The organism is Saccharopolyspora elongata (assembly GCF_004348985.1).
Classification (GTDB): domain Bacteria; phylum Actinomycetota; class Actinomycetes; order Mycobacteriales; family Pseudonocardiaceae; genus Saccharopolyspora; species Saccharopolyspora elongata.
In genome coordinates, this window is the sequence record NZ_SMKW01000010.1 from 71,266 (window position 1) to 91,605 (window position 20,340).

20 protein-coding genes are annotated in these 20,340 nt (G+C 71.5%); 8 read left to right on the top strand and 12 right to left on the bottom strand.

The genetic code is table 11. The features are described 5' to 3' along the window. Positions 1-60: 60 nt before the first annotated feature. Complete coding sequence (locus E1288_RS10425; protein WP_132483723.1) at positions 61-975, bottom strand: LysR substrate-binding domain-containing protein; 915 nt, start codon at positions 973-975, stop codon at positions 61-63. Positions 976-1,115: 140 nt separating this feature from the next. On the opposite strand from E1288_RS10425, the gene E1288_RS10430 reads away from it, so the two are divergent. Together E1288_RS10430 and E1288_RS10435 are read left to right on the top strand one after the other, a co-directional pair. Then, on the top strand, positions 1,116-2,087 hold the full coding sequence (locus E1288_RS10430) for a CoA transferase subunit A (RefSeq protein ID WP_132483725.1): 972 nt from the start codon (positions 1,116-1,118) through the stop codon (positions 2,085-2,087). 26 nt (positions 2,088-2,113) lie between these two features. Beyond that, positions 2,114-2,926 carry a CoA-transferase subunit beta gene (locus E1288_RS10435; RefSeq protein ID WP_408013218.1) on the top strand — a complete coding sequence of 271 codons (813 nt, stop codon included), beginning with the start codon at positions 2,114-2,116 and terminating at the stop codon, positions 2,924-2,926. A gap of 7 nt (positions 2,927-2,933) precedes the next feature. On the opposite strand, the gene E1288_RS10440 is transcribed toward E1288_RS10435, so the two are convergent. Next, on the bottom strand, positions 2,934-3,662 hold the full coding sequence (locus tag E1288_RS10440; RefSeq protein WP_328592450.1) for a zinc-binding dehydrogenase: 729 nt from the start codon (positions 3,660-3,662) through the stop codon (positions 2,934-2,936). 98 nt (positions 3,663-3,760) lie between these two features. Here E1288_RS10440 and E1288_RS48705 point away from each other — a divergent pair, with 98 nt between their 5' ends. After that, positions 3,761-3,913, top strand: a complete 153-nt coding sequence (locus tag E1288_RS48705) for a hypothetical protein (RefSeq protein WP_235883475.1) — start codon at positions 3,761-3,763, stop codon at positions 3,911-3,913. A gap of 104 nt (positions 3,914-4,017) precedes the next feature. Here the strand turns inward: E1288_RS48705 and E1288_RS10445 are convergent, their stop codons facing one another. Further along, complete coding sequence (locus E1288_RS10445) at positions 4,018-4,836, bottom strand: TetR/AcrR family transcriptional regulator (RefSeq protein ID WP_132483729.1); 819 nt, start codon at positions 4,834-4,836, stop codon at positions 4,018-4,020. Between the two features lie 63 nt (positions 4,837-4,899). On the opposite strand from E1288_RS10445, the gene E1288_RS10450 reads away from it, so the two are divergent. Beyond that, entirely contained in the window at positions 4,900-6,588 is a 1,689-nt protein-coding gene (locus tag E1288_RS10450) for a right-handed parallel beta-helix repeat-containing protein (protein WP_235883467.1), read from the top strand. Between the two features lie 36 nt (positions 6,589-6,624). On the opposite strand, the gene E1288_RS10455 is transcribed toward E1288_RS10450, so the two are convergent. From E1288_RS10455 to E1288_RS10465, 3 genes are all read right to left on the bottom strand, one after another. Beyond that, positions 6,625-7,374: a GntR family transcriptional regulator gene (locus E1288_RS10455; RefSeq protein ID WP_132483733.1), complete on the bottom strand. Its 750-nt coding sequence runs from the start codon at positions 7,372-7,374 to the stop codon at positions 6,625-6,627. A gap of 103 nt (positions 7,375-7,477) precedes the next feature. Beyond that, positions 7,478-8,644, bottom strand: coding sequence for an acyl-CoA dehydrogenase family protein (locus E1288_RS10460; protein WP_132483735.1), 1,167 nt, complete (start codon positions 8,642-8,644; stop codon positions 7,478-7,480). Between the two features lie 28 nt (positions 8,645-8,672). Next, entirely contained in the window at positions 8,673-9,872 is a 1,200-nt protein-coding gene (locus E1288_RS10465) for an MmgE/PrpD family protein (RefSeq protein ID WP_132483737.1), read from the bottom strand. Between the two features lie 263 nt (positions 9,873-10,135). Between E1288_RS10465 and E1288_RS10470 the strand changes: the two genes are divergently transcribed. Both E1288_RS10470 and E1288_RS10475 read left to right on the top strand, forming a co-directional pair. Beyond that, positions 10,136-10,981: an FAS1-like dehydratase domain-containing protein gene (locus E1288_RS10470; RefSeq protein ID WP_132483739.1), complete on the top strand. Its 846-nt coding sequence runs from the start codon at positions 10,136-10,138 to the stop codon at positions 10,979-10,981. Between the two features lie 116 nt (positions 10,982-11,097). After that, a complete protein-coding gene (locus tag E1288_RS10475; protein WP_132483741.1) occupies positions 11,098-11,373 on the top strand; it encodes a hypothetical protein in 276 nt (91 codons plus the stop codon). 4 nt (positions 11,374-11,377) lie between these two features. On the opposite strand, the gene E1288_RS10480 is transcribed toward E1288_RS10475, so the two are convergent. The 3 genes from E1288_RS10480 to E1288_RS10490 all read right to left on the bottom strand — a co-directional run bounded on the left by E1288_RS10480 (position 11,378) and on the right by E1288_RS10490 (position 13,062). Beyond that, a complete protein-coding gene (locus E1288_RS10480; RefSeq protein WP_132483743.1) occupies positions 11,378-11,809 on the bottom strand; it encodes a protein-tyrosine phosphatase family protein in 432 nt (143 codons plus the stop codon). Positions 11,810-11,920: 111 nt separating this feature from the next. After that, on the bottom strand, positions 11,921-12,766 hold the full coding sequence (locus tag E1288_RS10485; RefSeq protein WP_132483745.1) for a PhzF family phenazine biosynthesis protein: 846 nt from the start codon (positions 12,764-12,766) through the stop codon (positions 11,921-11,923). Beyond that, positions 12,763-13,062 (bottom strand): hypothetical protein, encoded by a 300-nt coding sequence (locus E1288_RS10490; protein WP_207954285.1) that lies wholly within the window; start codon positions 13,060-13,062, stop codon positions 12,763-12,765. The genes E1288_RS10485 and E1288_RS10490 overlap by 4 nt, the downstream gene beginning before the upstream one ends. Positions 13,063-13,391: 329 nt before the next feature. Here E1288_RS10490 and E1288_RS10495 point away from each other — a divergent pair, with 329 nt between their 5' ends. After that, complete coding sequence (locus E1288_RS10495; RefSeq protein ID WP_132483747.1) at positions 13,392-13,907, top strand: lytic polysaccharide monooxygenase auxiliary activity family 9 protein; 516 nt, start codon at positions 13,392-13,394, stop codon at positions 13,905-13,907. A 53-nt stretch (positions 13,908-13,960) separates the two neighbouring features. Here E1288_RS10495 and E1288_RS10500 read toward each other — a convergent pair whose 3' ends face one another. Together E1288_RS10500 and E1288_RS10505 are read right to left on the bottom strand one after the other, a co-directional pair. After that, positions 13,961-14,881, bottom strand: a complete 921-nt coding sequence (locus E1288_RS10500) for an AEC family transporter (RefSeq protein WP_132483749.1) — start codon at positions 14,879-14,881, stop codon at positions 13,961-13,963. 187 nt (positions 14,882-15,068) lie between these two features. Further along, positions 15,069-18,245 (bottom strand): arabinosyltransferase domain-containing protein, encoded by a 3,177-nt coding sequence (locus tag E1288_RS10505; RefSeq protein WP_235883468.1) that lies wholly within the window; start codon positions 18,243-18,245, stop codon positions 15,069-15,071. 221 nt (positions 18,246-18,466) lie between these two features. Here E1288_RS10505 and E1288_RS10510 point away from each other — a divergent pair, with 221 nt between their 5' ends. After that, the gene (locus E1288_RS10510; protein WP_132483753.1) at positions 18,467-19,342 is read left to right on the top strand and encodes a nuclease; all 876 of its coding nucleotides are present in this window, start codon (positions 18,467-18,469) and stop codon (positions 19,340-19,342) included. Here the strand turns inward: E1288_RS10510 and E1288_RS10515 are convergent, their stop codons facing one another. Further along, complete coding sequence (locus E1288_RS10515) at positions 19,343-20,215, bottom strand: LysR family transcriptional regulator (RefSeq protein ID WP_132483755.1); 873 nt, start codon at positions 20,213-20,215, stop codon at positions 19,343-19,345. Between the last annotated feature and the right edge of the window lie 125 nt (positions 20,216-20,340).

Consider the following 20,340-nt stretch of genomic DNA (forward strand, 5'->3'; position numbering starts at 1 on the left):
CAGTGAGACGTCAGGCTTATTAATTCGCGGGAACGCCCCAGGTGAGCGACCCGCCGGCGATCAGCCGCCCGTGGGCGTGGGCAGGGCTTCCTCGGCGATGCCGAGCACCGTGCGCAGGGCCGCGGAGGTGTTGTCGGTGCGCCAGGCCAGCGCCGCGTGCAGCAGCATCGGCGCGCCCGCCAGCGGCCGGTAGACCGTGCCGGTCTGCTGGATGTGCTGGCAGGACGTCAGCGTCAGCGTGACGCCGACGCCCGCGGCCACCAACGCGAGGATGGTGTAGGAATCCGGCGCCTCCTGGACCACGCGCGGGTTGAACCCGGCGGACACGCACGCCTTGACCAGCGCGTCGCGCACCGTGGACCCGGCGTTGGACGGGAAGCTGACGAACGGCTCGTCGGCGAGGTCCTCGATCGCGATGCGCTCCCGCCCGGCCAGCGGGTGGTCCGTCGGCAGCGCGCAGATCAGCTCCTCCACCTCGATCACCCGGGTCTGCACGCCCGGGGTCGGCGAGCCGACCTGGTTGACCGGGAGCCGCACGAAACCCAGGTCCAGCGAGCCGTCGGCGACCTTCGCCAGCGCCACGTTCGCGTAGGTCTGGCCGCGCATCACCAGCTCCAGGCCGGGATGCGCGGCGCGCACCGCGCGCGTCAGCCGGGGCAGCGACTCGTGGCTGGAGGCGCCGGCGAAGCCGACGGTGACCCGCCCGTACTCGCCGCGGCCGGCGGCTTTCGCGGCGCGCACCGCGATGTCGACGTCGTCGAGCGCCGTGCGGGCGGGCTCCAGGAACGACTCGCCGGCGCTGGTGAGCCGGACCGAGCGGGTGTTGCGCTCGAAGAGCTGGACCCCGAGCTCCTTCTCCAGCTGGCGGATCTGCTGGCTCAGCGGCGGCTGCGCCATCTGCAGCCGCTTGGCTGCGCGGCCGAAGTGGAGTTCCTCGGCGACGGCGACGAATGCGGTGAGGTAGCGCAGCTCCACGGTCGACCTCTGTTCACCCCGGAACCCGGGGAATCCATAAGAAATGACTCTTGATCCGACACTAATTCAGTATTAGACAGCTATCAATGCCGCCTGGCAATGTGCTGTGCATTCGAAGCGCACACCGAGGAGCCCCGACGATGCAGAACCCGGTCGCCGAGTCGACGACGCCGGTCCCCCGGCCCGACAAGACCATGACGATGCGGGACGCGATCGCCGCGTTCGTCCAGGACGGGGCGACGGTGGCGCTGGAGGGCTTCACCCACCTGATCCCCACCGCGGCCGGGCACGAGATCATCCGGCAGGGCCGCAAGGACCTCGCCGTCGCGCGGATGACCGCCGACATCGTGACCGATCAGCTCATCGCCGGCGGCTGCGTCCGCAAGCTCGTCTCGTCGTTCGTCGGCAACTCCACCGCCGGCTCGCTCGGCGAGCTGCGCCGCCGCATCGAGACCGGGCAGCCCGCGCCGCTGGAGTTCGAGGAGTACAGCCACTACGGGATGATCTGCCGGTACCTCGCCGGCGCCCAGCGGCTGCCGTTCTACCCGCTGCGCTCCTACGGCGGCAGCGACGTGCCGGCGGTGAACCCCGGCATCCGCAAGGTGACCTCGCCGTTCCCGGGCCCGGACGGCGAAGCGGAGCAGATCTACGTGGTGCCGCCGCTGAACCCGGACGTCACGATCGTGCACGCGCAGCGCGCCGACCGGGCCGGCAACACCCAGATCTGGGGCCTGACCGGCATCCAGGCCGAGGCCGTCTACGCCGCGAAGCACGCGATCATCGTGGTTGAGGAGGTGGTGGCCGACGAGGTGATCCGCTCCGACCCCAACCGCACGGTGATCCCGGCGCACGCGGTGGACGCGGTGGTGGAGTGCCCGCGCGGCGCGCACCCGGCCTTCGCGCAGGGCTACTACGACCGGGACGGCGACTTCTACCGCAGCTGGTCGCACATCAGCAAGGATCCCGAGAGGCTGCAGGCCTGGCTGGACGAGTGGATCCGCGGCACCCGCGACCACGCCGAGTACCTCGAGAAGCTCGGCGCCGAGCACTGGGCGAGCCTGGCGGTGGGCGAGGCGTGGAGCGAACCGGTCAACTACGGGCGTCGGCTCTGACGGGCAGAACACGAGAGGCTGTTGTGATGAACGCTGTGTCCACCAGTTCAACGGGGTCCACCAGTTCAACGGGGTCCACTGTGGCCGTTCCCTCCTCCGAGCTGCTCGCCGCGGTCGCGTCGCGGGAGCTGGCCGGCAAGAACACCGTCTTCGCCGGGATCGGGCTGCCGACGCTGGCGGTGTCGCTGGCGCAGCTGACCGTCGCGCCTGGCATCGAGATCGTCTACGAGTCCGGGGTGTGCGGGGCGCACCCGTCGCAGCTGCCGGAGACGATCGCCGACGCGGTGCTGATCACCGACTCCGAAGCGGTGCTGCCGATGACGGCGCTGTTCGGTTACGTCCTGCAGGGCGGCCGGATCGACGTCGGGTTCCTCGGCGCGGCGCAGATCGACAGGTGGGGCAACCTGAACTCGTCGGTCATCGGTGACTGGCACGCGCCGAAGGTGCGGCTGCCCGGCTCTGGCGGGGCGATGGAGGTGATGGCCAACTCCCGCGAGGTGTTCGTGGTGATGCGCCGCCACGACCCGCGTTCCTTCATGTCCGAACTGGACTTCTGCACCTCGCCGGGCCCGGACCGGGCGCTGCAGGACGGGATCCGGCCGCTGGGCGCGGGCGTCACGCGGGTGATCACCGACCTCGGCATCCTGGCGCGCGACGGAGTCGGCGAGGAGCTGCGGCTGGTGGCGACGCACCCCGGCGTCACGGTGGACCAGGTCCGCGCGGCGACCGGCTGGGACCTCCAGGTGGCCGACGAGCTGACCACCATCGAGCCACCCACGGCGGCGGAACTCCGCCTGCTCCGCGAGGACGTCGACCCGGACCGGGTCTACCTCCGCTGAGCCCTGATCATGCTCCCGGCTGCACCTGGAGCAGGGTCTTGCCGATCACCTGGCGGTTCTGCATCGCCGCGTGGGCGTCGGCGGCGTGCTCCAGCGGGAAGGTCTGGCCGATGGTCGGGGTCAGCAATCCCGCCGCCGCTTGGGAAAGCGCTCGTTCCTTGCGCGGGCGCGCGGTCGCTGCGAAGCCGAAGAGCTGGTCGAGGCCGATCACGGTGACCCCGCGGCGCTCGGCCTCCGCCTGGTCGATCTCGCTCGGCGCGCCGCTGGAGGCGCCGTGCACCGAGAACCGCCCGCCGCGCGCGGTCAGCTCGAACGCCTCCCGGCCGATGGTTCCGCCGATGCCGTCGAAGACCAGGTCCGGGCCCCGGCCGTCCGTCGCCGCCAGGACCTGTTCGCGCCAACCGGATTCCGAGTAGTCGACCGCCAGCTCGGCTCCCAGCGAGAGCACCAGCTCGCGCTTGCGCTCGCCCCTCGCCGCGCCGATGACGCGTGCGCCGGCGGCGCGCGCCAGCTGCACCAGCAGGCTGCCGACGCCGCCACCGGCGGCCTCGACGAGCACCCACTCCCCCGGCTTGATCGCCGCGTTTTCGGCCAGGCCGATCGCCGTGGCACCGTCGTCGAACAGCGCCGCCGCCTCCGCGAGCTCCAGCCCGTCCGGGACCGGGAACAGCGCGTCCTCGTCGGCGACCGCCTTCTCGGCGTTCCCGCCGAGCCCGTCGGCGGTGTGCGCGACCACCCGGCGGCCGAAAGCACCGTTCCGGCCACCGTCGCGCCGGGCACGTACGGCAGCTCCGGCAGTGGTGGTCCCGGCGAGAAGCCCTGGCGCAGCTGGGTTTGGACGAAGTCGATGGCGGCGACCTCGACGCCGATCACGACCTGCCCGGCCCCGGCGACCGGATCGGGCGCCTCCCCCGCGACGAGCACCTCAGGCCCACCGAACTCGCTCACCCGCACAACCCGCATGACCGCTCCTCAGAACTCCGTTGACTGCGCACCACTGTCCAACTCCGAGTGCGCTGGAGATCATCCGGCTGTGATCGGCATCTCAGCAGCGACGCTCCAGGCGCAGCATTGGCGATCCGCCGATGCCGTCAGGCCTTGCGCATCCGGTAGGCGCGTTGCTGGCAGGCGCGGGAGCAGTAGTCCCGTGGCCGCCCCTTCGCGGCGGGCTCGATCGCCTTTCCACACACGGAGCACGTAATTTCATCACGGATTTCATCACGAATGAGCGCCTCAATGCCATCGAGCACGCGCCGCAGGCCGAACTCGAATGGGTCCAGCGGCTCGTCGAAACCGCCGTCCCGGTAGAGGCGGCTCAACGTCGGATACCGGTCGAGGTGGTCGAACAGCGAAGTGCGCCCCGCCCACCACTCCTCGTGCCCGACACCGGAGCTCCGCTCCAGGCGCGCCGCCTCCACCAGCTGCCGGGCCGCGCTCTCCACGAACCCGCCGACGAGCGTCACGACCGCCACGACCCGCGCGGGCGGCAGCCCGCTCCGCGCCGCCGCACCCAACGCCCGCTCGAAGCTCGCCACCGCGTTCGGCCCGGGCACCTGCCTGGCCCCCTCCACCTCGACCAACCACGGATGTCGCTGGTAGAGCGCCAATCCGTCGCGCGCCCACGCTTCGAGCTCCGCCCGCCAGCCCGCCGCCGGCCCGACTCCGGCGGCCGCCTGCCCCGCCATCGCCTCGTCGCGCATGAGATCGACCAGCTCCGCCTTGCCCGGCACGTGCCGGTAGAGCGCCATCGTGGTGAAGCCGAGCCGCTCGGCGACCCGCCGCATGGACACCGCAGCCAGCCCCTCGCCGTCGGCCAGCTCGATCGCGGCCCGCACGATCCGCGCCAGGTTGAGACCTCGCCGCGACTCGCCCAGCCACAGCAGCTCGGTGCTGCGTTCCGGATCCGCCACCTCTACTCCTCGCCATTCGTGGTACAAACCGAAGTGTATGCCATACACAAGAGAGGCATGTTGATGATCTTCGTTGATCCTTCTGGTGACGACTCCGGCCCGGGCACGATCGAGCGCCCGTTCGCCACACTGGACCGGGCCCGCGCGGCGGCGGAGCCGGGCTCCGTGGTCAACCTCCGGGCGGGCACCTACCGCCTCACCGGAACGTTCTCGCTCTCGGCCGCCGATTCTGGGGTCGTCTACCAGGCGTTCGGATACGGCACCGGAGCGCAGGAAGAGGTCGTGATCAGCGGCGGCCGGCAGATCAACGGCTGGCGGCAGGACGATGACGGTGTGTGCCGGGCAGCGGTCCCCGGATTGGCGACCCGCCAGCTCTACGTGGCCGGGCGCCGCGCGCCGCGGGCGGCCATCGCGATCGACCAAGGCCTGGTCAGGACCGAGACCGGCTACGTCATCGCAGATCCCGCGCCCCGTTCCTGGCAGGGTCAGGTCGAGTTCGTCTACCGGGGCGCCTACCCCTGGTCCGAAGCCCGCTGCCAGGCGTCGCGGATCTCGGGTGACGAGCAATCGACCACGATCACCATGGCACAGCCCGCTTTCGCTTGGGCGGCGCAGCTGTACCGCTCGGTCATCACCTGGGACGACCCGAACGCCGGCGAGCAGAACGGGCTCGACAGCCCGACCTCGGCCGAGAACAGCCCCGCGTTCCTGACCGAGGGCTCCTTCGCGCTCGCCGATGGAGTCCTGCACTACCTGCCGCGGCCCGGCGAGGAACTCGACGACGCCGTGGTGGCCCCGGTGCTGGAAACCCTGCTGCACGCCCGAGATGTGCACGACATCGCCTTCCGCGGCATCACCTTCGCCGATGCGACGTGGCTGCGCCCGAGCTCGCCGGAGGGCTTCCTGCACTACCACGGCAACGGCTACCACGACGGCGGCCCACTCCACACGATCGTCTTCGCCGACGGTCAAGGGCAGGTCGTCGTCCCCGGCGACGCCACGGCCATGCCCGGCAACGTGGTCTTCGAGAACTCCTCGCGGGTCGTGCTGGAAGGCTGCCGGTTCACGAGGCTGGGCGCGGTCGCGCTGGAATTCCGCGGTGCCGGCGACGGAAACGCGTTGCGGGACAGCGTGATCGACGAGGTGGCAGGCGGCGGCCTGGTGATCGGCGAGGGCGCCCGCGGCCACCGGATCGAGAACAACCACATCCACCACATCGGACAGGACTACAGCGGTTCGCCGGCCGTTCTGCTGTCGGGCACCCGGGACACGGTCATCGCGCACAACCAGGTCAACGACGCACCGCACGCGGGCATCGTGGTCTACGAGGGGCATGGCACGCAGGTGCTGAACAACCTGGTGCACGACACGATGAAGGTCCTGGCCGACGGCGGCGGCATCTACATATCGGGAAGCCAGGGCAGTTCGCACGCCGACGGGGCGCTGATACGCGGCAACGTCGTGCGCGACACGATCACGTCTTACAACTTCGGCCTCTACACCGACTACGGCGCCGCCTGGGTCACCGTGCAGGGCAACGTCGTCCACCGGGCCGCCAGCCCGATCGCGCTGGAGATGTCGCCGCCGCTGGAGCACGTCGCGTTCATCGGCAACTTCTGGGACGCCGACCCCGGCGAACCCCCGGAAGGCGTGGCGCTGGCCGACAACACGACGTTGCCGGCCGACGCCTTCGGCGATGATCCGTCGGTCGCCGGGATCATGACGGCCGCGGGCCGAACGCCGCGCGGCTGAACCCGGTGCGCGCAGTCCGCTGGGTGCCGAGGGCACTCAGCGGACGTTGCGGCGGAGGCGGACCCGGTAGGAGTAGTGCTCCGGCAGGAAGTAGCTGACCGCCAGCTCGACGGGCTGGCCCGTCGTCGACTGGTACATGCGGTCGATCCGCAGCAGCGGCCGCTGCTGCTCGCAGCCGAGGTGTTCGGCGATCTCCGGGGTCGCCAAGCCCACCGTGATGCTCTGCTCGGCCTCCGCGATCGGGTCGGTCAGCCGGTCGTCGAGCAGCCCGATGATCGTCACGCCGCTGCGCGCACCGGGCTCGGTCAGCTCCGGCACCGATTCGACGAGCTTGCCCACCGCCGGCGGCAGGAACACCGTCGTCAGGCAGAACGGCACGTCGTCGTGCAGCCGCCGGAACTCCAGGGTGTGCACCCGGTCGGACTGCAGCCGCAGGCGGCCCGCCGCGTCCAGGTCGACCTGCTGGCGCAGTGGGGTGATCAGCTCCATCGTGGTGTCGATCGACAGGCCCATCAGGTCGTCGATGGAGCCGAACTGGCGCAGGTACTGCTCTTCCCGCGGCGCCGCGAAGGTGCCTCGCCCCGGGATCCGGTAGACCATGCCCTCGGCAACGAGGTCCTGGAAGGCGCGGCGGACCGTCTGCCTGCTGACGCGGTGCGTCTCGGCGAGCTCCGCCTCGGTGGGCAGCCGTTTGCCCTCGGGGTAGTCGTGCTGCAGGATCGCCGCCCGCAGCTCCCGCGCCAGGCGCAGGTACGCGCTCTCCCGGCCATCGGTCCGCTGTGCCATCTTCACCTCCCGGCTTGTCGCCCATGACCGTAGCGGAAGCTCGTGAGTGCTCGTTCCGGTTCTTACCGGAGCGAGCACTCACGAGCCCCGCGGGGCGCCAGCGTCAGGCGTCGAGGCCGCCGCGTTTGACCAGCTGCGCCGCGATGACGTTGCGCTGGATCTCGTTGGTGCCCTCGCCGACGATCATCAGCGGCGCGTCGCGGAAGTACCGCTCCACGTCGAATTCCGTGGAATAGCCGTAGCCGCCGTGGATGCGCACCGCGTTCAGCGCGATCTCCATGGCCACCTCCGAGGCGAACAGCTTGGCCATGCCCGCCTCCATGTCCACCCGGCGGCCCGCGTCGTACTCCCGGGCTGCGTGCAGGGTGAGCTGGCGGGCGGCGGTGAGCTTGGTGGCCATGTCCGCCAGGTAGTTGCCCACCGACTGGTGCTGCCAGATCGGCTTGCCGAAGCTCTCCCTCTCCTGGGCGTAGCGCAGCGCGTCCTCCAGGGCCGCCTTGCCCACGCCGAGCGCGCGGGAGGCGACCTGGATGCGGCCGGTCTCCAGGCCCTTCATCATCTGCGCGAAGCCCCGGCCCTCCTCGGTGCCCAGCAGCGCCGAGGCCGGTGCGCGGTAGTCCTCGAAGGACAGCTCGCAGCTCTCCACGCCCTTGTAGCCGAGCTTGGGCAGGTCGCGGGAGACGGTCAGGCCCGGGCCGTGCTCGACGAGGAGGATCGAAATGCCCTTGTGGCCGGGCTTCGCGGCCGGGTCGGTCTTGCACATCAGCGCGATCAGCTGGGACCGGCGGGAGTTGGTGATCCAGGTCTTGGCGCCGTTGACCGCGTACTCGTCGCCCTCCCACCGGGCGTTGGTGGTCATCGCCTGCAGGTCGGAGCCGCCGCCGGGCTCGGTCAGCGCCATCGTCGCGCGGATCTCGCCGGTGGCCATCTTCGGCAGGTACTTGCGCTTCTGCTCCTCGGTGCCGAAGTTCAGCAGCAGCTTGGACACCACGGTGTGACCGCCCATCGCGCCGGCCAGGCTCATCCAGCCGCGGGCCAGCTCCTCGACGATCAGCACGTAGCAGGGCGTGGAAACCGGTGTGCCGCCGTACTCCTCGGGGATCGCCAGCCCGAAGATACCCAGTTCCTTCATCTTCTCGATGAGGGCCTCCGGGTAGGTGTTGGAGTGCTCCAGCTCCTGCACCACGGGCTTGACGGACTTGTCGACGAAGTCGCGCACCGTTTCCACGGCGAGCTTCTCGTCGGCGCTGAGGATGTCCAATGTGCTCAATGCATCGCTCCCTTGTGGTGCTCGATCCTCACTCGACGTTGCCGGTGCGCGGGAAAATCCGCTGCAGCAGCTCGCGGACGGACTTCCAGTCCGCCGCCGCCAGCAGTCCGGGCACGTCCTCGCCGCACGCGGTGAACTTCTCGCGCAGTTCCGCTTCGGTCGGCGGCCGCGACGGCGCGCCCGGCGGCTGCGCCAGGCTCACTCGCAGGGCCGGCCCGTCGTGTTCGACCTCGATGTCCACCTCGCCGGTGAGCAGGCCCTCCTCTCCCGGCGTGTAGGACACCTCGACCTGCCGCAGCAGACTCTGGGCGCTCTCCCGGTTGACGGCATCGTCGGTGAACGCGGCGAAGTCCGGGTAGTGGTCGAGCAGGGCGGTGGCCACCGCGTAGGGCAGGCTGAACTTGCCCTCCAGGCCGGTGCCGGGCCGGTCGTGGATCAGCGGTTTGACCGTCGGTTCCGGCGTGCAGACGCGCACGCCGCGCACCGCTCCCCGGATGTTGTGGCGGATGTCGCGCAGCGCGGCGATCGGCCGCTGCATCGCGTAGCAGCAGGGGTAGACCTTGATGGCCAGGCCGCCGGGCACCGCCGGGCCCGCCAGGTCCAGCCGGCCGGTGCCGCCGACCAGCTCCAACCAGGCGTCCAGCGCGCTCGGGTCCGCCGTCGCGCCCGCCTGCGCGAGCTCCGCCGCGCGGACTCCGGCCTGCGCGGCGAACCCGACCTGCAGCGACTTCCCGTGGGTGCCGAAGGCGTTCTGCACGCCGCCCGCGGCCGGGACGGCCAGCGCCATCGCGGTCGCCAGCTGCTCGGTGGATAGGCCCAGTGCGATTCCGGCCGCGACCGCGGCGGCCGGTGCGCCTGCCGTGCAGGTGGCGTGCCAGCCGGCCGAGTAGTGCGACCAGCCCAGTGCGCTGCCCAGGCGCGCCATCACGCCCGCCCCCGCCAGGTACGCCCGGGCGTCGCCGCCGGTGGCGAGCACGACCGGGACGGTCACGACGCTGATGTGCGTGGTCGACTCGATGTGCAGGTCGTCGAAGTCCAGCACGTGACCGATGGCCGCCCAGCGCGCCGCGTCCGGCAGCCCGGCCGCGATCCCGGTCAGCGGGTGGTTCCGGGCGGCCAGGGTGACCGCGGCGGTGTCGACGAGGGAGCGCTGGGCGAGCGCGAGATCCTCCGCGCCCGGTTCGAGCTCAACCGCCCACTGCGCGAGGGACTCAGCGATGGATGCCATTGGGACCTTTCCGCCAGCGCGCCACGCCCTGCGGCGTCGCCACGTCGATCAGCCGGACGCCAACCTTTGTACGGCCAAATGCATCGCCCGGTCAAGACCTACCGCCATTCGCCGGAAACCGCGACCTGTTGGCGGAATCACCGCCGACTCCACAACCTCGACGTTGACGCCACGCGGCGGTCGGCACAGACTTGCCCACAGTTTGTACGGCCCAATCAGCGCAGCGGCCGGGCCGGCACAGGCCCGGACCGGAAGGAGGACCCGTGTCCGGTCTCGACACCTACCTGCAGGGCTGGCGACCCGAGCCGCTGACGGAGGCGGACGCGCTGTCACCCGAGCCGTCGCGGGCGCTGGCCGCGGTGCTGGAGACGCCGGCGGAGTTCGCCGACGCCGAGGCGCTGCCGCCGCTCTGGCATTGGGTGCACTTCCTGAGCTGGCCGCGGCACGACGAGCTCGGCCAGGACGGGCATCCGGCCGGCGGCCACTTCCTGCCGCCCATCCCCGACCGGCGCCGGATGTTCGCCGGCGGCCGCCTGACGATCACCGGCCCGCTGCGGCTGGGCGTCCCGGCCGAGCGCACGTCGTCGTTGTCCGACGTAGTGGTCAAGCAGGGCCGTTCCGGCGAGATGGCGTTCGTGACGGTGCGCGGCGAGTACCGGCAGGACGGCGAGGTCCGGTTCGTCGAGGAGCAGGATTTCGTCTACCGCAGCGGTGAAGGCGCCGCCAAGAGCCCGGGCGCGCCGCGCCCCACCTCGCTGCCCACCTCGGACGCGGCATGGCAGCAGCCCTTCGCCGGCGACCCGGTGCGACTGTTTCGGTTCAGCGCGCTGACCGCGAACTCGCACCGCATCCACTACGACGCGCCGTACGCACGCGACGTCGAGGCGTACCCGGGCCTGGTCGTGCACGGCCCGATCCTGGTGCTGCTGATGAGCGAGCTGGCCCGGCAGCGGGAGCCGGAACGGGAGATCGCGAGCATCGCCTACCGGCTGCGGCGCCCGGTGTTCGCCGGCGATCCGGTGCTGGTCTGCGGCGGGCCGGACGGGAACATGACCGTGCGGACCGAGCCGGACGAGGTGGTGGCCGAGGCGTCGGTGACCTTCCGCTGACCCGCTTCGCCGCAGGTCAGCGGCGAGATGCGATCAAGGGGCGACCCTGCCAGACTAGAACGCGTGTTCGAGTACTTGCTTGCGCAATCACCTCCGGCCAGGCGGGGCCGAAGGCGGTGACCACGCAACGACAGCTCTACCAGCGCCGCGCCGACCACGACCGCATCGCGCGGGCCGCCGAGTCGGTCCGCCACCACGCCCGCAGGCAGCAGGCCGAGAGCGCGGTCGGCCGCGCGCCGATCGTGCCCGCCGACAGGTACGTGCTGGTCGGCTTCCTGGACGAGCTGGCGCTCGCCGCCGGCCGCGGCCAGCTGCCCGCCGACGTCCTCAGGGTCTGCCTCGAACTGTGCGAGAAGCTCATCGCGGAGACGCGGCAGGAGGACCCCGGCTGATCGATCAGGCGGAGAAGCGGGCCACGTAGCGCTTCTGCCAGGGCGTCTCGACCGCGCGGGAGTCGTAGTGCTCCCGGACGTAGGCGACCGCCTCGCCCGCCGGGACGCGGTCGATGACGGCTAGGCAGGCCAGCGCCGTGCCGGTCCGCCCGCGCCCGCCGGCACACGCGAGCTCCACCCGCTCGGCATCGGCGCGGTCCCACGCTTCGCGCAGGACCTCGCGCGCCTGCTCCCGGTCGCCGGGCAGGCGGAAGTCCGGCCAGCGCAGCCAGCGGCTCTCCCACTCGACCTCCGGCGGCGGCTTGCCGAGCAGGTAGACGCCGAAGGACGGCGCCGCCCCGGAAGGCGGTGGATTTCGCAGGCCGCGCCCCCTGACGAGGCGGCCGGACGGCAACCGGAGCACTCCAGCCCCGGCGGGATCCCACAAATCACCCACCCGGCCACCCTACGCGGCGGGCGGACTACTCGTGGTGAGCCATCCGGATTCGCCCCTCACGCACATCGATGTCCACAGTGGCCAATCGGGGTTCCCGTTGCCGCAGCGGGATCAGAGCCGCACTTCGCCCTGGATGCGAGTGACGGCCGCGCCGCCGACCCAGATGATGCCGTCCGGGTCGCGATCGATCACGACCCGGCCGTCCGCGCCCACCGCGGTGCCCTGGTGGGCGGTGTAGTGCTCGGGAGCCCGCCCGGTGCCGGTCAGCCACTGCGCGATCCCCGCGTTCAGGCTGCCGGTGACAGGGTCCTCGATCACCCCGCTCGGCGCCGGGAAGAAGGCGCGCACCTCGAAGTCGTAGGGCGCACCCGGCGGATGCGGCCCGACAACGCCGATTTTGTGCGTTCCCGAGGGCAGTGGAACATCCAGGACCGACTTCGCGCTGTCGAGCAGGACGGCAACCCATCCCGGCCCGTTGTCGACCCACTGCGCGTCGCGAATCGCTTCAGGCGCAAGGCTCAGCGCGCTCGCCAGCTCGTCATGAAGCCGCTCGTCGACCGGGCCGGAACGCAGCAGCGGCGGGGCGGCGAACGCGTATCCGGCATCGGTCCGGCTGACCTCGACGAGTCCTGCGGCGCACTCCTGGACGATCCGGTCCGGAACGGGTCCTGGGCGACTGCTCGCCCAGGCATGGCAGCTGCCCAGGGTGGGATGCCCGGCGAAGGGCAGCTCGCCGGACGGCGTGAAGATCCGCACCCGGTAGTCGGCGCCGGACTCGGTCGGCGGCAGTAGGAACGTCGTTTCGGAGAGGTTCGTCCACCTGGCGAACCTCTGCATCAGGTCGTCGCTCAGGCCCTCCGCGTCCAGCACGACCGCGAGCGGGTTGCCGGTGTAGGCGGGGCCTGCGAACACGTCGACCTGGGCGAAACGCCGCGCTGTAGCACCAGAAGTTGTCATGCCTCCCATCCTCGCAGGAGCGCCGCCGCGCGCGGCGGCGCCGTGTTGTAGGCGAGGGTGCCGCCCGCGTGCTGCAGGCTGCGCGCCAGCGCGGCGGCGTGATCTCCGGCCTGCGCCAGGTGCGGGCTGACGGTCGCCCAGCTCGCCAGGTCCCGGCGGGCCTGTTCGGCCAGGCGGCCGAGGAGTTCGGCGATCGCCGCCAGGTCTGCGAGGACGACGACCGGATCACCGGCCGCGCCGAGATCGGCGGCGCCCAGCGCGGTGCGGGCGTTGGCGATGTGCTGCTGCGGGTTCATGCCGGTCGCCCCCTCGACGGCCCGACTTCGGCGAACACCCGAATGTTCCCGCGCACCCCTGACAATTTTCGCGATTCCCGATGGCGGACCACTTCTCGGAGTGGTCCTGGTCCATCGCGGTGACTGTTTTCGCAGGCGTTGACCGGATTCCACCGCCTCAGTATGGTCCAGACCACACTGCACTCGGGGAAGGCCCAGTCGATGGGCGGTCGTCGACAGGCCGGTCTCCTCCCGCTCCTCCGGCGCCGAGCGCCGCTCCGCCGACCGCCGATCCGGATTTCGGGGGGTCCGCCGGCCGGGAACACCGGCCGCATCGACAAGGAGCCGAGATGAACTCGAAGCGAAAGCTCGCCGCCGCTGCCGTCGGCGCGGCGATCGCGCCCTTCCTGGTGGCGATACCCACCAGCACCGCCGGCGCGCACGGCTACATCGACTCGCCGCCGAGCCGCCAGGCCCAGTGCGCCGCCGGGACGGTGCCCTGCGGCGAGATCAAGTGGGAGCCGCATAGCGTCGAGGGCCCGAAGGGCCTGACCAGCTGCAGCGGCGGGAACGGCCGGTTCGCCGACCTCGACGACGACAGCAAGGGCTGGAAGGCCACGCAGGTCGGCAACACGGTGAACTTCAACTGGACGATCACCGCCAACCACTCCACCTCGACGTGGGAGTACTTCATCGGCGGCAACCGGGTCGCGGTGTTCAACGACCACGGCGCCCAGCCGCCGGACCGCTTCTCCCACACCGTCGACCTCGGCGGGGTGAGCGGCCGGCAGAAGCTGCTCGCCGTCTGGAACATCGCCGACACCGCCAACGCCTTCTACGCCTGCGTCGACCTCAACGTGGGCTGACCGGCGAGGGGGCCCTGCGCCTCCGGGGTGCCGCCCGGAGGCGCACGGGCACGTCAGCCCAGCAGTGCCGTGACGGCGAAAAGCACCGGCACCGAAAGGATCGTGGACAGCAGGATCGATTCGCGCGCCAGCCGCACGCCCACGTTGTAGCGCGAGGCGTAGACGAAGAGGTTCTGCGCCGCCGGGAGCGCGGAGATCACCACCGCCGCGAACAGCGTCGCACCCTCCAGCCCGAACAGGCCCGCACCGATCGCCCAGGCGATCACCGGGTGCACCACCGACTTCAGGCCCACCGACAGCAGAACCGGCCAGCGCTCCGCGCCGCCTGCGGGCAACGAGCTGCCGCGCAACGAGATGCCGAACGCCAGCAGCACCGTCGGCACGGAGAGGTGCCCGAGCAGGGTGATCGGCTCCAGCACCGGGGGCGGAATCCGCCAGCCGCTCAACGAGATCGCGACGCCGATCAGCGAGCAGATGACGATCGGGTTGCGGAACGGCGCGAGGATCCGCAGCCAGGCCGAGGAACGCTCCCCGCCCTGCGAGAAGTCGATCACGGTCAGCCCGATCGGCGTCATGACCAGCAGCTGGAACAGCATCACCGGCGCGATCAGGCTCGCGTCGCCGAGCACGTAGACGGCGATCGGGATGCCGAGGTTGCCGGCGTTGACGTAGCTGGAGCACAGCGCGCCGATGGTCGTGCGCCGGATGTTCCACCTGCGCAGCAGGCCGACCAGCACGAACAGGCCCGCCGCGGCGAACGTGCTCAGCGCGCTGACCAGCAGCGGGGTGGAGAAGATGATCGAGACATCGGATTCCGAGAGCATTTGCAGCAGCAGCGCGGGAGTTCCGACGTAGAACGACAACCGGGTCAGCGCCTCGCGCGCGTTCTCGCCGAGCAGCTCGCCGCGGCCCAGCAGGTAGCCGATCAGCACGATGGCGGCGATGACGCCGAAGCCCTGGATCACACCGGACACGACGCCTCCGCTCCCCGGTGCGCGCGAATTCCACAGTGGACGATGACGGCGGCCGGGCGGCGCCGGGCCACCCGCTCTCGAGCGCGAGGCATGCTTCGTCTTCCGGGCTGGTTCCGACTGGTTGTTTAGCGATCCTAAGCGATCTAGGTCGCCGCTATCCCGCCGGAATGGCGATGCTCACAGCCGTTCACGCGGCGTCGCCGGCCGGAATCTCCTCGAGCGGGCGGATGTCGGTGCGCCCGGTCGAGCTGGGCGCGCCGCCGGGCAGCTTCACCGCCTTCGTCAGCGGGCCCGGACTCCAAAGCCCCCAATGCGTTTCGCGGTGGACCTCCATCGCGGCCTCCGCCGGCAGCGCGTCCACCTCGTAGGCGTCCACCAGGTACAGCGTGCCCCAGTCGCGATGCAGGTCGCCCTTGAGGTAGGTCGGCATCGTCCGCACGCTGCCCGCCACGTTGAGCCAGCCGAACGGACCGCCGGCGCCCGGCGCCGACCAGCTCTGGCCCATGTCGCGCATGATCCCGCCGCCGGCCACCCGGAACCGCGGCAGCTCGGCGACCCCGTTGTGCAGGCGCGCCAGGTTCAGGCACGGGTGCACCAGCGCGGCGGTCCACTCCACGAAGGTCGGCGCGTCGCCGACCACCTGCGTCATGCTGGTCAGCCGCGGGACGCGCGGCGCGCTGACGGCGATCCAGCCGCCGGAATCGATCTTGCGGTCCACGGCCACCACCCGGACCTTGGTCGCGTCGCTCACGACGAACCGGCGGTCGAACCACATGCCGCTGAGCTGGGCGACGTCGACGCGGCCGAGGATCTCGAAGCCCTCCGGGGTGTCCCGGCCCCATTCGACGCCGAGCGCGTTCACGCCCGTCGCGTCGCCGCCGAAGGACAGCACCACCGGGGCCTCGCCGCTGGTGGCCTGCGGGGGCAGGTCGAACCACGGGGTGCGCAGCTCGCCGGTGAGCGGCCCGTCGGCGGCGTAGGTGCCCCACACCGGCGCGTCGTCGCCGCCGAACCCGAACGGCGGGGTCCAGTGCTTGCCCTCCGGGTAGCCGAAGCGGTGGAAACCCGTTGCGGTGGCGGCGAGGTAGTCGCCGGGCTTCTGCTCGGTGCGGCGGCTCGCCGACACCGCGCTCTCGGTCCGCGGCTGGATGTGCGACTGCGCCAGCACGCCGCTGCGCGGATCGGTCTCGACGCCGACGTAGTCGGAGAGCCCGCAGCTGGAACCGGCGAGCTGCTTGACGTTGTCCGCGCCGAGGCTGTAACCGTCGCGCTGCCGCTGCATGCCCGCCGCGAACAGCGCCACCTCGCCGACCAGCAGGATCGCGCAGGTGAACGTCAGCGGGGCGGCGCCGAGGCTGAGCACCCGCCGCCGCGCCTCCGGCGTGATCACCGGCAGTTCGTCGTGCCGCAGGTGCTCGACCATGGCGACGATGCCGGCGATCGCCGCGGCCGCCAGGAAGTACGTGCTCGCGCTGCGCCCGTCGAGGCTCGGCGCCCGGTCGAACCACGGCACGCCCCAGCCGGAGACGTACCACCACGAGTTCGTGCCGGTGACCGAGAACGCGCAGATGACCATGAGGCCGGCGAAGAACCCGGCCCTGTTGCGCCGGGACCGCAGCACCGCCGCGCTCGTCGCCAGCGCCGTCAGCGCGGCCACCACCGCGCCGATCCCGGCGAGCATCCCGAAGTGGTGCGTGTGCTTCGTCGGGGTCATGGCCAGCACCACGAAGCTCAGCGCGGCGACCGCCAGCACGCGGCGGCTCGGGCCGAGCGCAGCGCCCCGGATCTTGCCGCGGCGCAGCAACACGACGCCGCTGGCCACGATGCACAGGATGAGCAGCAGCACGGGGAACCGGCGCGTCAGCGACCCGTCCGGCCACGGCCCGAACAGCCGGTCGTAGCGGCTGAGCTCCTCGAACCACTGCTCGTTCGGCCCGAACTTGGTCTTCAGCGCCACCGAATCCAGCACGGACTGCAGCGTCTGGTCGAAGAAGACGCCGACCAGGATCACCAGCCCGGCCGCCGCGACGGGAGCCAGCACCGGCAGCGCGCCCCGTTCCCGCACCCGCTGCCACAGCAGCCGGAGCAGCGGCTTGGCGGCCACGACGAACGGCAGGATCGCGACCATGCCGTGCGGGTTCGCCCCCAGGCCCAGCGCCGCCGCGAGCAGCCCGAGCGCGGCGGGCGTCAGCCGCCGGGTGGCCACGGCGCGTTCGACCGCGCACAGCGCGAGCAGGAAGAACGCCACGACGACCGGTTCCGGGCGGAGGCCGTTGTTGTACGGCAGCCAGAAGGCCAGGAACACCGCGGCGGCGGCCCAGCCCGCGGACTCGCTGCGGCGCACCTGCTGCCCGAGCCGCGGCAGCACGCCGCGGCTGACGAGCAGCCAGCTGACGACGCCGAGGAACAACGCGGGCAACCGCACCCACGGCGTCGCGGGCGAGATCTGCACCCACAGTGCGTAGAGCTCGTAGAACCAGCCGAACGGCGATTCCGGGTTGCTGAACCAGCGGAAGTAGTTGGTGACGTACCCGGCGCTGTCGGAGGCACGCAGCATGGTCAGGATGTAGCCGTCGTCGGCGGTCATCGCGCCGATCAACCACCACACGCCCAGCGCACCGAGGACGACCACGTCGCGGACCTTCGGCCGCCACCACCGCTCGGGCGCCCAGCGGGGCGCGCGGCGGACCTCCATGCGCCGCAACGCCACCATCGAGCCGAGGAACGCCAGGACGGCCAGCACCATCACGGCGACCTTCAGCGGCGTCGCCTGGGTCGCGAAGCGGTTGTCCACCCGCGCCTCGAAGGACAGGCCGCGGACGTCGTCGGCCACCGCGTCGAGCTGCGAGTAGATGCCGGTCAGCTGGGGCCGGATGTCGCCGGGCACGGCGGCCAGCGCGACCCCGCCCACCGCGGCCTGCATGCCGGCGGCGTCCGAGCGCACCGAGATCGAGCAGTCGCCCGCGGGCAGCGCGGCGGTGCCGGCCTGATGCCCCCTGGACCACAGTGCGACCTGCCCGCCGTCGACCTGCAGCGTGAGCCCGGTCAGCCCGCCGTACTCCGACGACGGCGCGTTCGTGGCGACCAGCACGCCGGGGCCGTCGATGCGCGCGTCCAGGCTGCGCGCCGCCGCGCACGGCACCTCTGCCGCGAGCCACAGCGGCGCGTGCCCGACCAGCGGCGCCGACACCGGTTCGGTGCCCCGCGCGGTCGGCCACCGCAGCGTCGTGATTTCGTGCTCGACGGGCAGGAACGGCACCGCCAGCGCCAGCAGCGCGGAGAACAGGCCCAGCACAGCCGCCCAGCGGCGCGCCGATTTCGACGCCAGCCCACGACGCGTGACCTGCACGGACCGCTCAGTCACGCGACCGCCACCTCTGCTTCCCGAAAAGTCCCAACCCGAAGAGCTTAGAGAGGCGCGCCGACGAGCCGACAACCGGCGGAACCTCATCGCGCTACGCACCCGGCCCGGCACGCAGCGCGATCTTCCCGCCGGCACCGTCGGATGTGAGGCGACTCTCGGGGGCTGGGCTGTCCGGGTGGAAGAGGTCCACTGCGGACGACGCCTTCAATACCGTGATCAGCATGACTTTCACGTTGATCAAAGGAACTTTCCGGATCATCGGCGCCTCGCCCGACGGCGACTCGATCCGCTTCTACCCCACCGACCCGAAGGCGTTCGCCAAGGCGGGCCTGTCCGTGCGGCTGAACTCGCGCGGCGGCGCCCAGCTCCGATTAGAGGGCATCGACGCGCTGGAGACGCATTACCGGCCGCAAGCGCGCGGCAGCGAGATGTGGCACCAGCCGGCCGAACTGGCGAACGCCGCCTCGGAGGCGCTGCTGCGGCACCTGGGTTTCACCGCTTTCGAGCGCAACGACAACGGCGCGGTCACGGCGAGCACCCCCGAAGAGGCGCCCGGCCACATCCTGACCCGGTTCGCGGACAAGTACGGCCGGGCGGTGGCCTTCGCCTTCCCCGGCCGGCGACCGGGCCGCTCCACCGATGGCGGCGAGGTCCACCTGGACCCGAAGGGCCTGCAGGCGTCGGCGAACCACGCTCTGCTGACCGTTGGCCTGGTGTACCCGACCTTCTACTCCAAGCTGTTCCCCGACCTGCGCCAGAGCATGGCCGAGGCCGCGATCGCCGCCCGGGACGCGAAGCAGGGCGTGTGGGCGGCGGACGCGACGCTGGAAGGGCTGCGGGTGCGCTCCCGCGAACAGCTCCAGGAGGGAGCGGTGCTGCTGCCGAAGCTGTTCCGGCGACTGGCCGACTACCTCGAACTGGAGGAGTCCGGCGGGGCGTCGCTGGGCGGCTTCGCCGAGTACCTCGACACCCGCGACGACCGCCTGTTCACGGTCCCGGACGGTCACGCCACCGAACTGGAAACCCTTGTAGAGGTCCGCCGCCAGAACATCCGCCTGACGGTCGAGCCGGAGCGGATCGTCTTCACCGAGGCCTGATCACCGGCCCATCCCGATCAACGCGTCGGCGACGTCCTGCACGACGGTGCGGGTGTTAACCGGTCGCGCGAGCCAGGTGGTCATCGCCAGCGACAGGTCCCGCAACCGCCGCCACGGCCAGTCGGGCAGCTGCTGCGCCGCGGTGTGCCTGCCCACCAGCACCGCGTCGGCCCGCACCGCCTCGGCGCAGGCCCGCGCGTGCGCAACGAAGTGCTGGAACATCCACTGCGGGCGCACGTCCGCGGCGGTGGCCGCGGCCGTCAGGCTGTCCTGCTGGGTCGGCACCTGCTCGCGGGAGTGCACCAGCACCCGCAGCCCGTCGAGGTCGGCGAGCCGCCAGTCGTCGTTGCCGGCCAGCGGGTGCGTCGGCCGGACCGCGACCCCGAGCGGTTCCTGCCACAGCAGCTTGGAGTAGTACTCGGCCGGCGGCGCCTGGTGCACGATGCCGATGTCGAGCCGGCCCTGCCGCAGCAGCAGGAGCTGCTCGGTGCTGCCCGCTTCGCGGTAGTTCAGGTCGCAGCGCGACACCTCCCGCTGGAGCTCGCCGACGAGCCGCACCAGCCAGTCGTCCGGGACGCCCGGCGGCACGCCGATCACCACGATCTCGCGCGGCGGCTGCGCCCCGGCGACGACGTCCCGGGTGGACCGCTCCAGCGCGAGCAGCTGCCGGGCGTGCCCGAGCAGCGCCGAACCCGCTGCGGTGAGCGTCACGCCGCGCGGCGTCCGTTCAAACAGCGCCTGCCCGAGTTGCCGTTCGAGCGCTGCCATCTGCCGGGTCAGCGAAGGCTGCGAGACCAGGAGGTGAGCGGCGGCCTTGTTGAACGAGCCATGCTCGGCGATCGCGAGGAAATAGCGCAGCTGCCGAAAATCCATGTCGCCTCCCAGTTATAGCGCGAGAGCATAACTGGGGATACGCACTGGGACTTGGACCAGGCTCAGCGGGATGGCTTCTAATGAGTCGGCGCGCCCGTCCGGCGCCGCACGAACAAGCGCAAGAC

What these genes read in the sequence shown, in the direction of transcription:
- E1288_RS10430 (WP_132483725.1), top strand. Translation starts at nt 1,116, where the DNA reads ATGCAGAACCCGGTCGCCGAGTCGACGACGCCGGTCCCCCGGCCCGAC.
- E1288_RS10435 (WP_408013218.1), top strand. Translation starts at nt 2,114, where the DNA reads ATGAACGCTGTGTCCACCAGTTCAACGGGGTCCACCAGTTCAACGGGG.
- E1288_RS10450 (WP_235883467.1), top strand. Translation starts at nt 4,900, where the DNA reads ATGATCTTCGTTGATCCTTCTGGTGACGACTCCGGCCCGGGCACGATC.
- E1288_RS10455 (WP_132483733.1), bottom strand. Translation starts at nt 7,374, where the DNA reads ATGGCACAGCGGACCGATGGCCGGGAGAGCGCGTACCTGCGCCTGGCG.
- E1288_RS10465 (WP_132483737.1), bottom strand. Translation starts at nt 9,872, where the DNA reads ATGGCATCCATCGCTGAGTCCCTCGCGCAGTGGGCGGTTGAGCTCGAA.
- E1288_RS10485 (WP_132483745.1), bottom strand. Translation starts at nt 12,766, where the DNA reads ATGACAACTTCTGGTGCTACAGCGCGGCGTTTCGCCCAGGTCGACGTG.
- E1288_RS10490 (WP_207954285.1), bottom strand. Translation starts at nt 13,062, where the DNA reads ATGAACCCGCAGCAGCACATCGCCAACGCCCGCACCGCGCTGGGCGCC.
- E1288_RS10495 (WP_132483747.1), top strand. Translation starts at nt 13,392, where the DNA reads ATGAACTCGAAGCGAAAGCTCGCCGCCGCTGCCGTCGGCGCGGCGATC.
- E1288_RS10510 (WP_132483753.1), top strand. Translation starts at nt 18,467, where the DNA reads ATGACTTTCACGTTGATCAAAGGAACTTTCCGGATCATCGGCGCCTCG.
- E1288_RS10515 (WP_132483755.1), bottom strand. Translation starts at nt 20,215, where the DNA reads ATGGATTTTCGGCAGCTGCGCTATTTCCTCGCGATCGCCGAGCATGGC.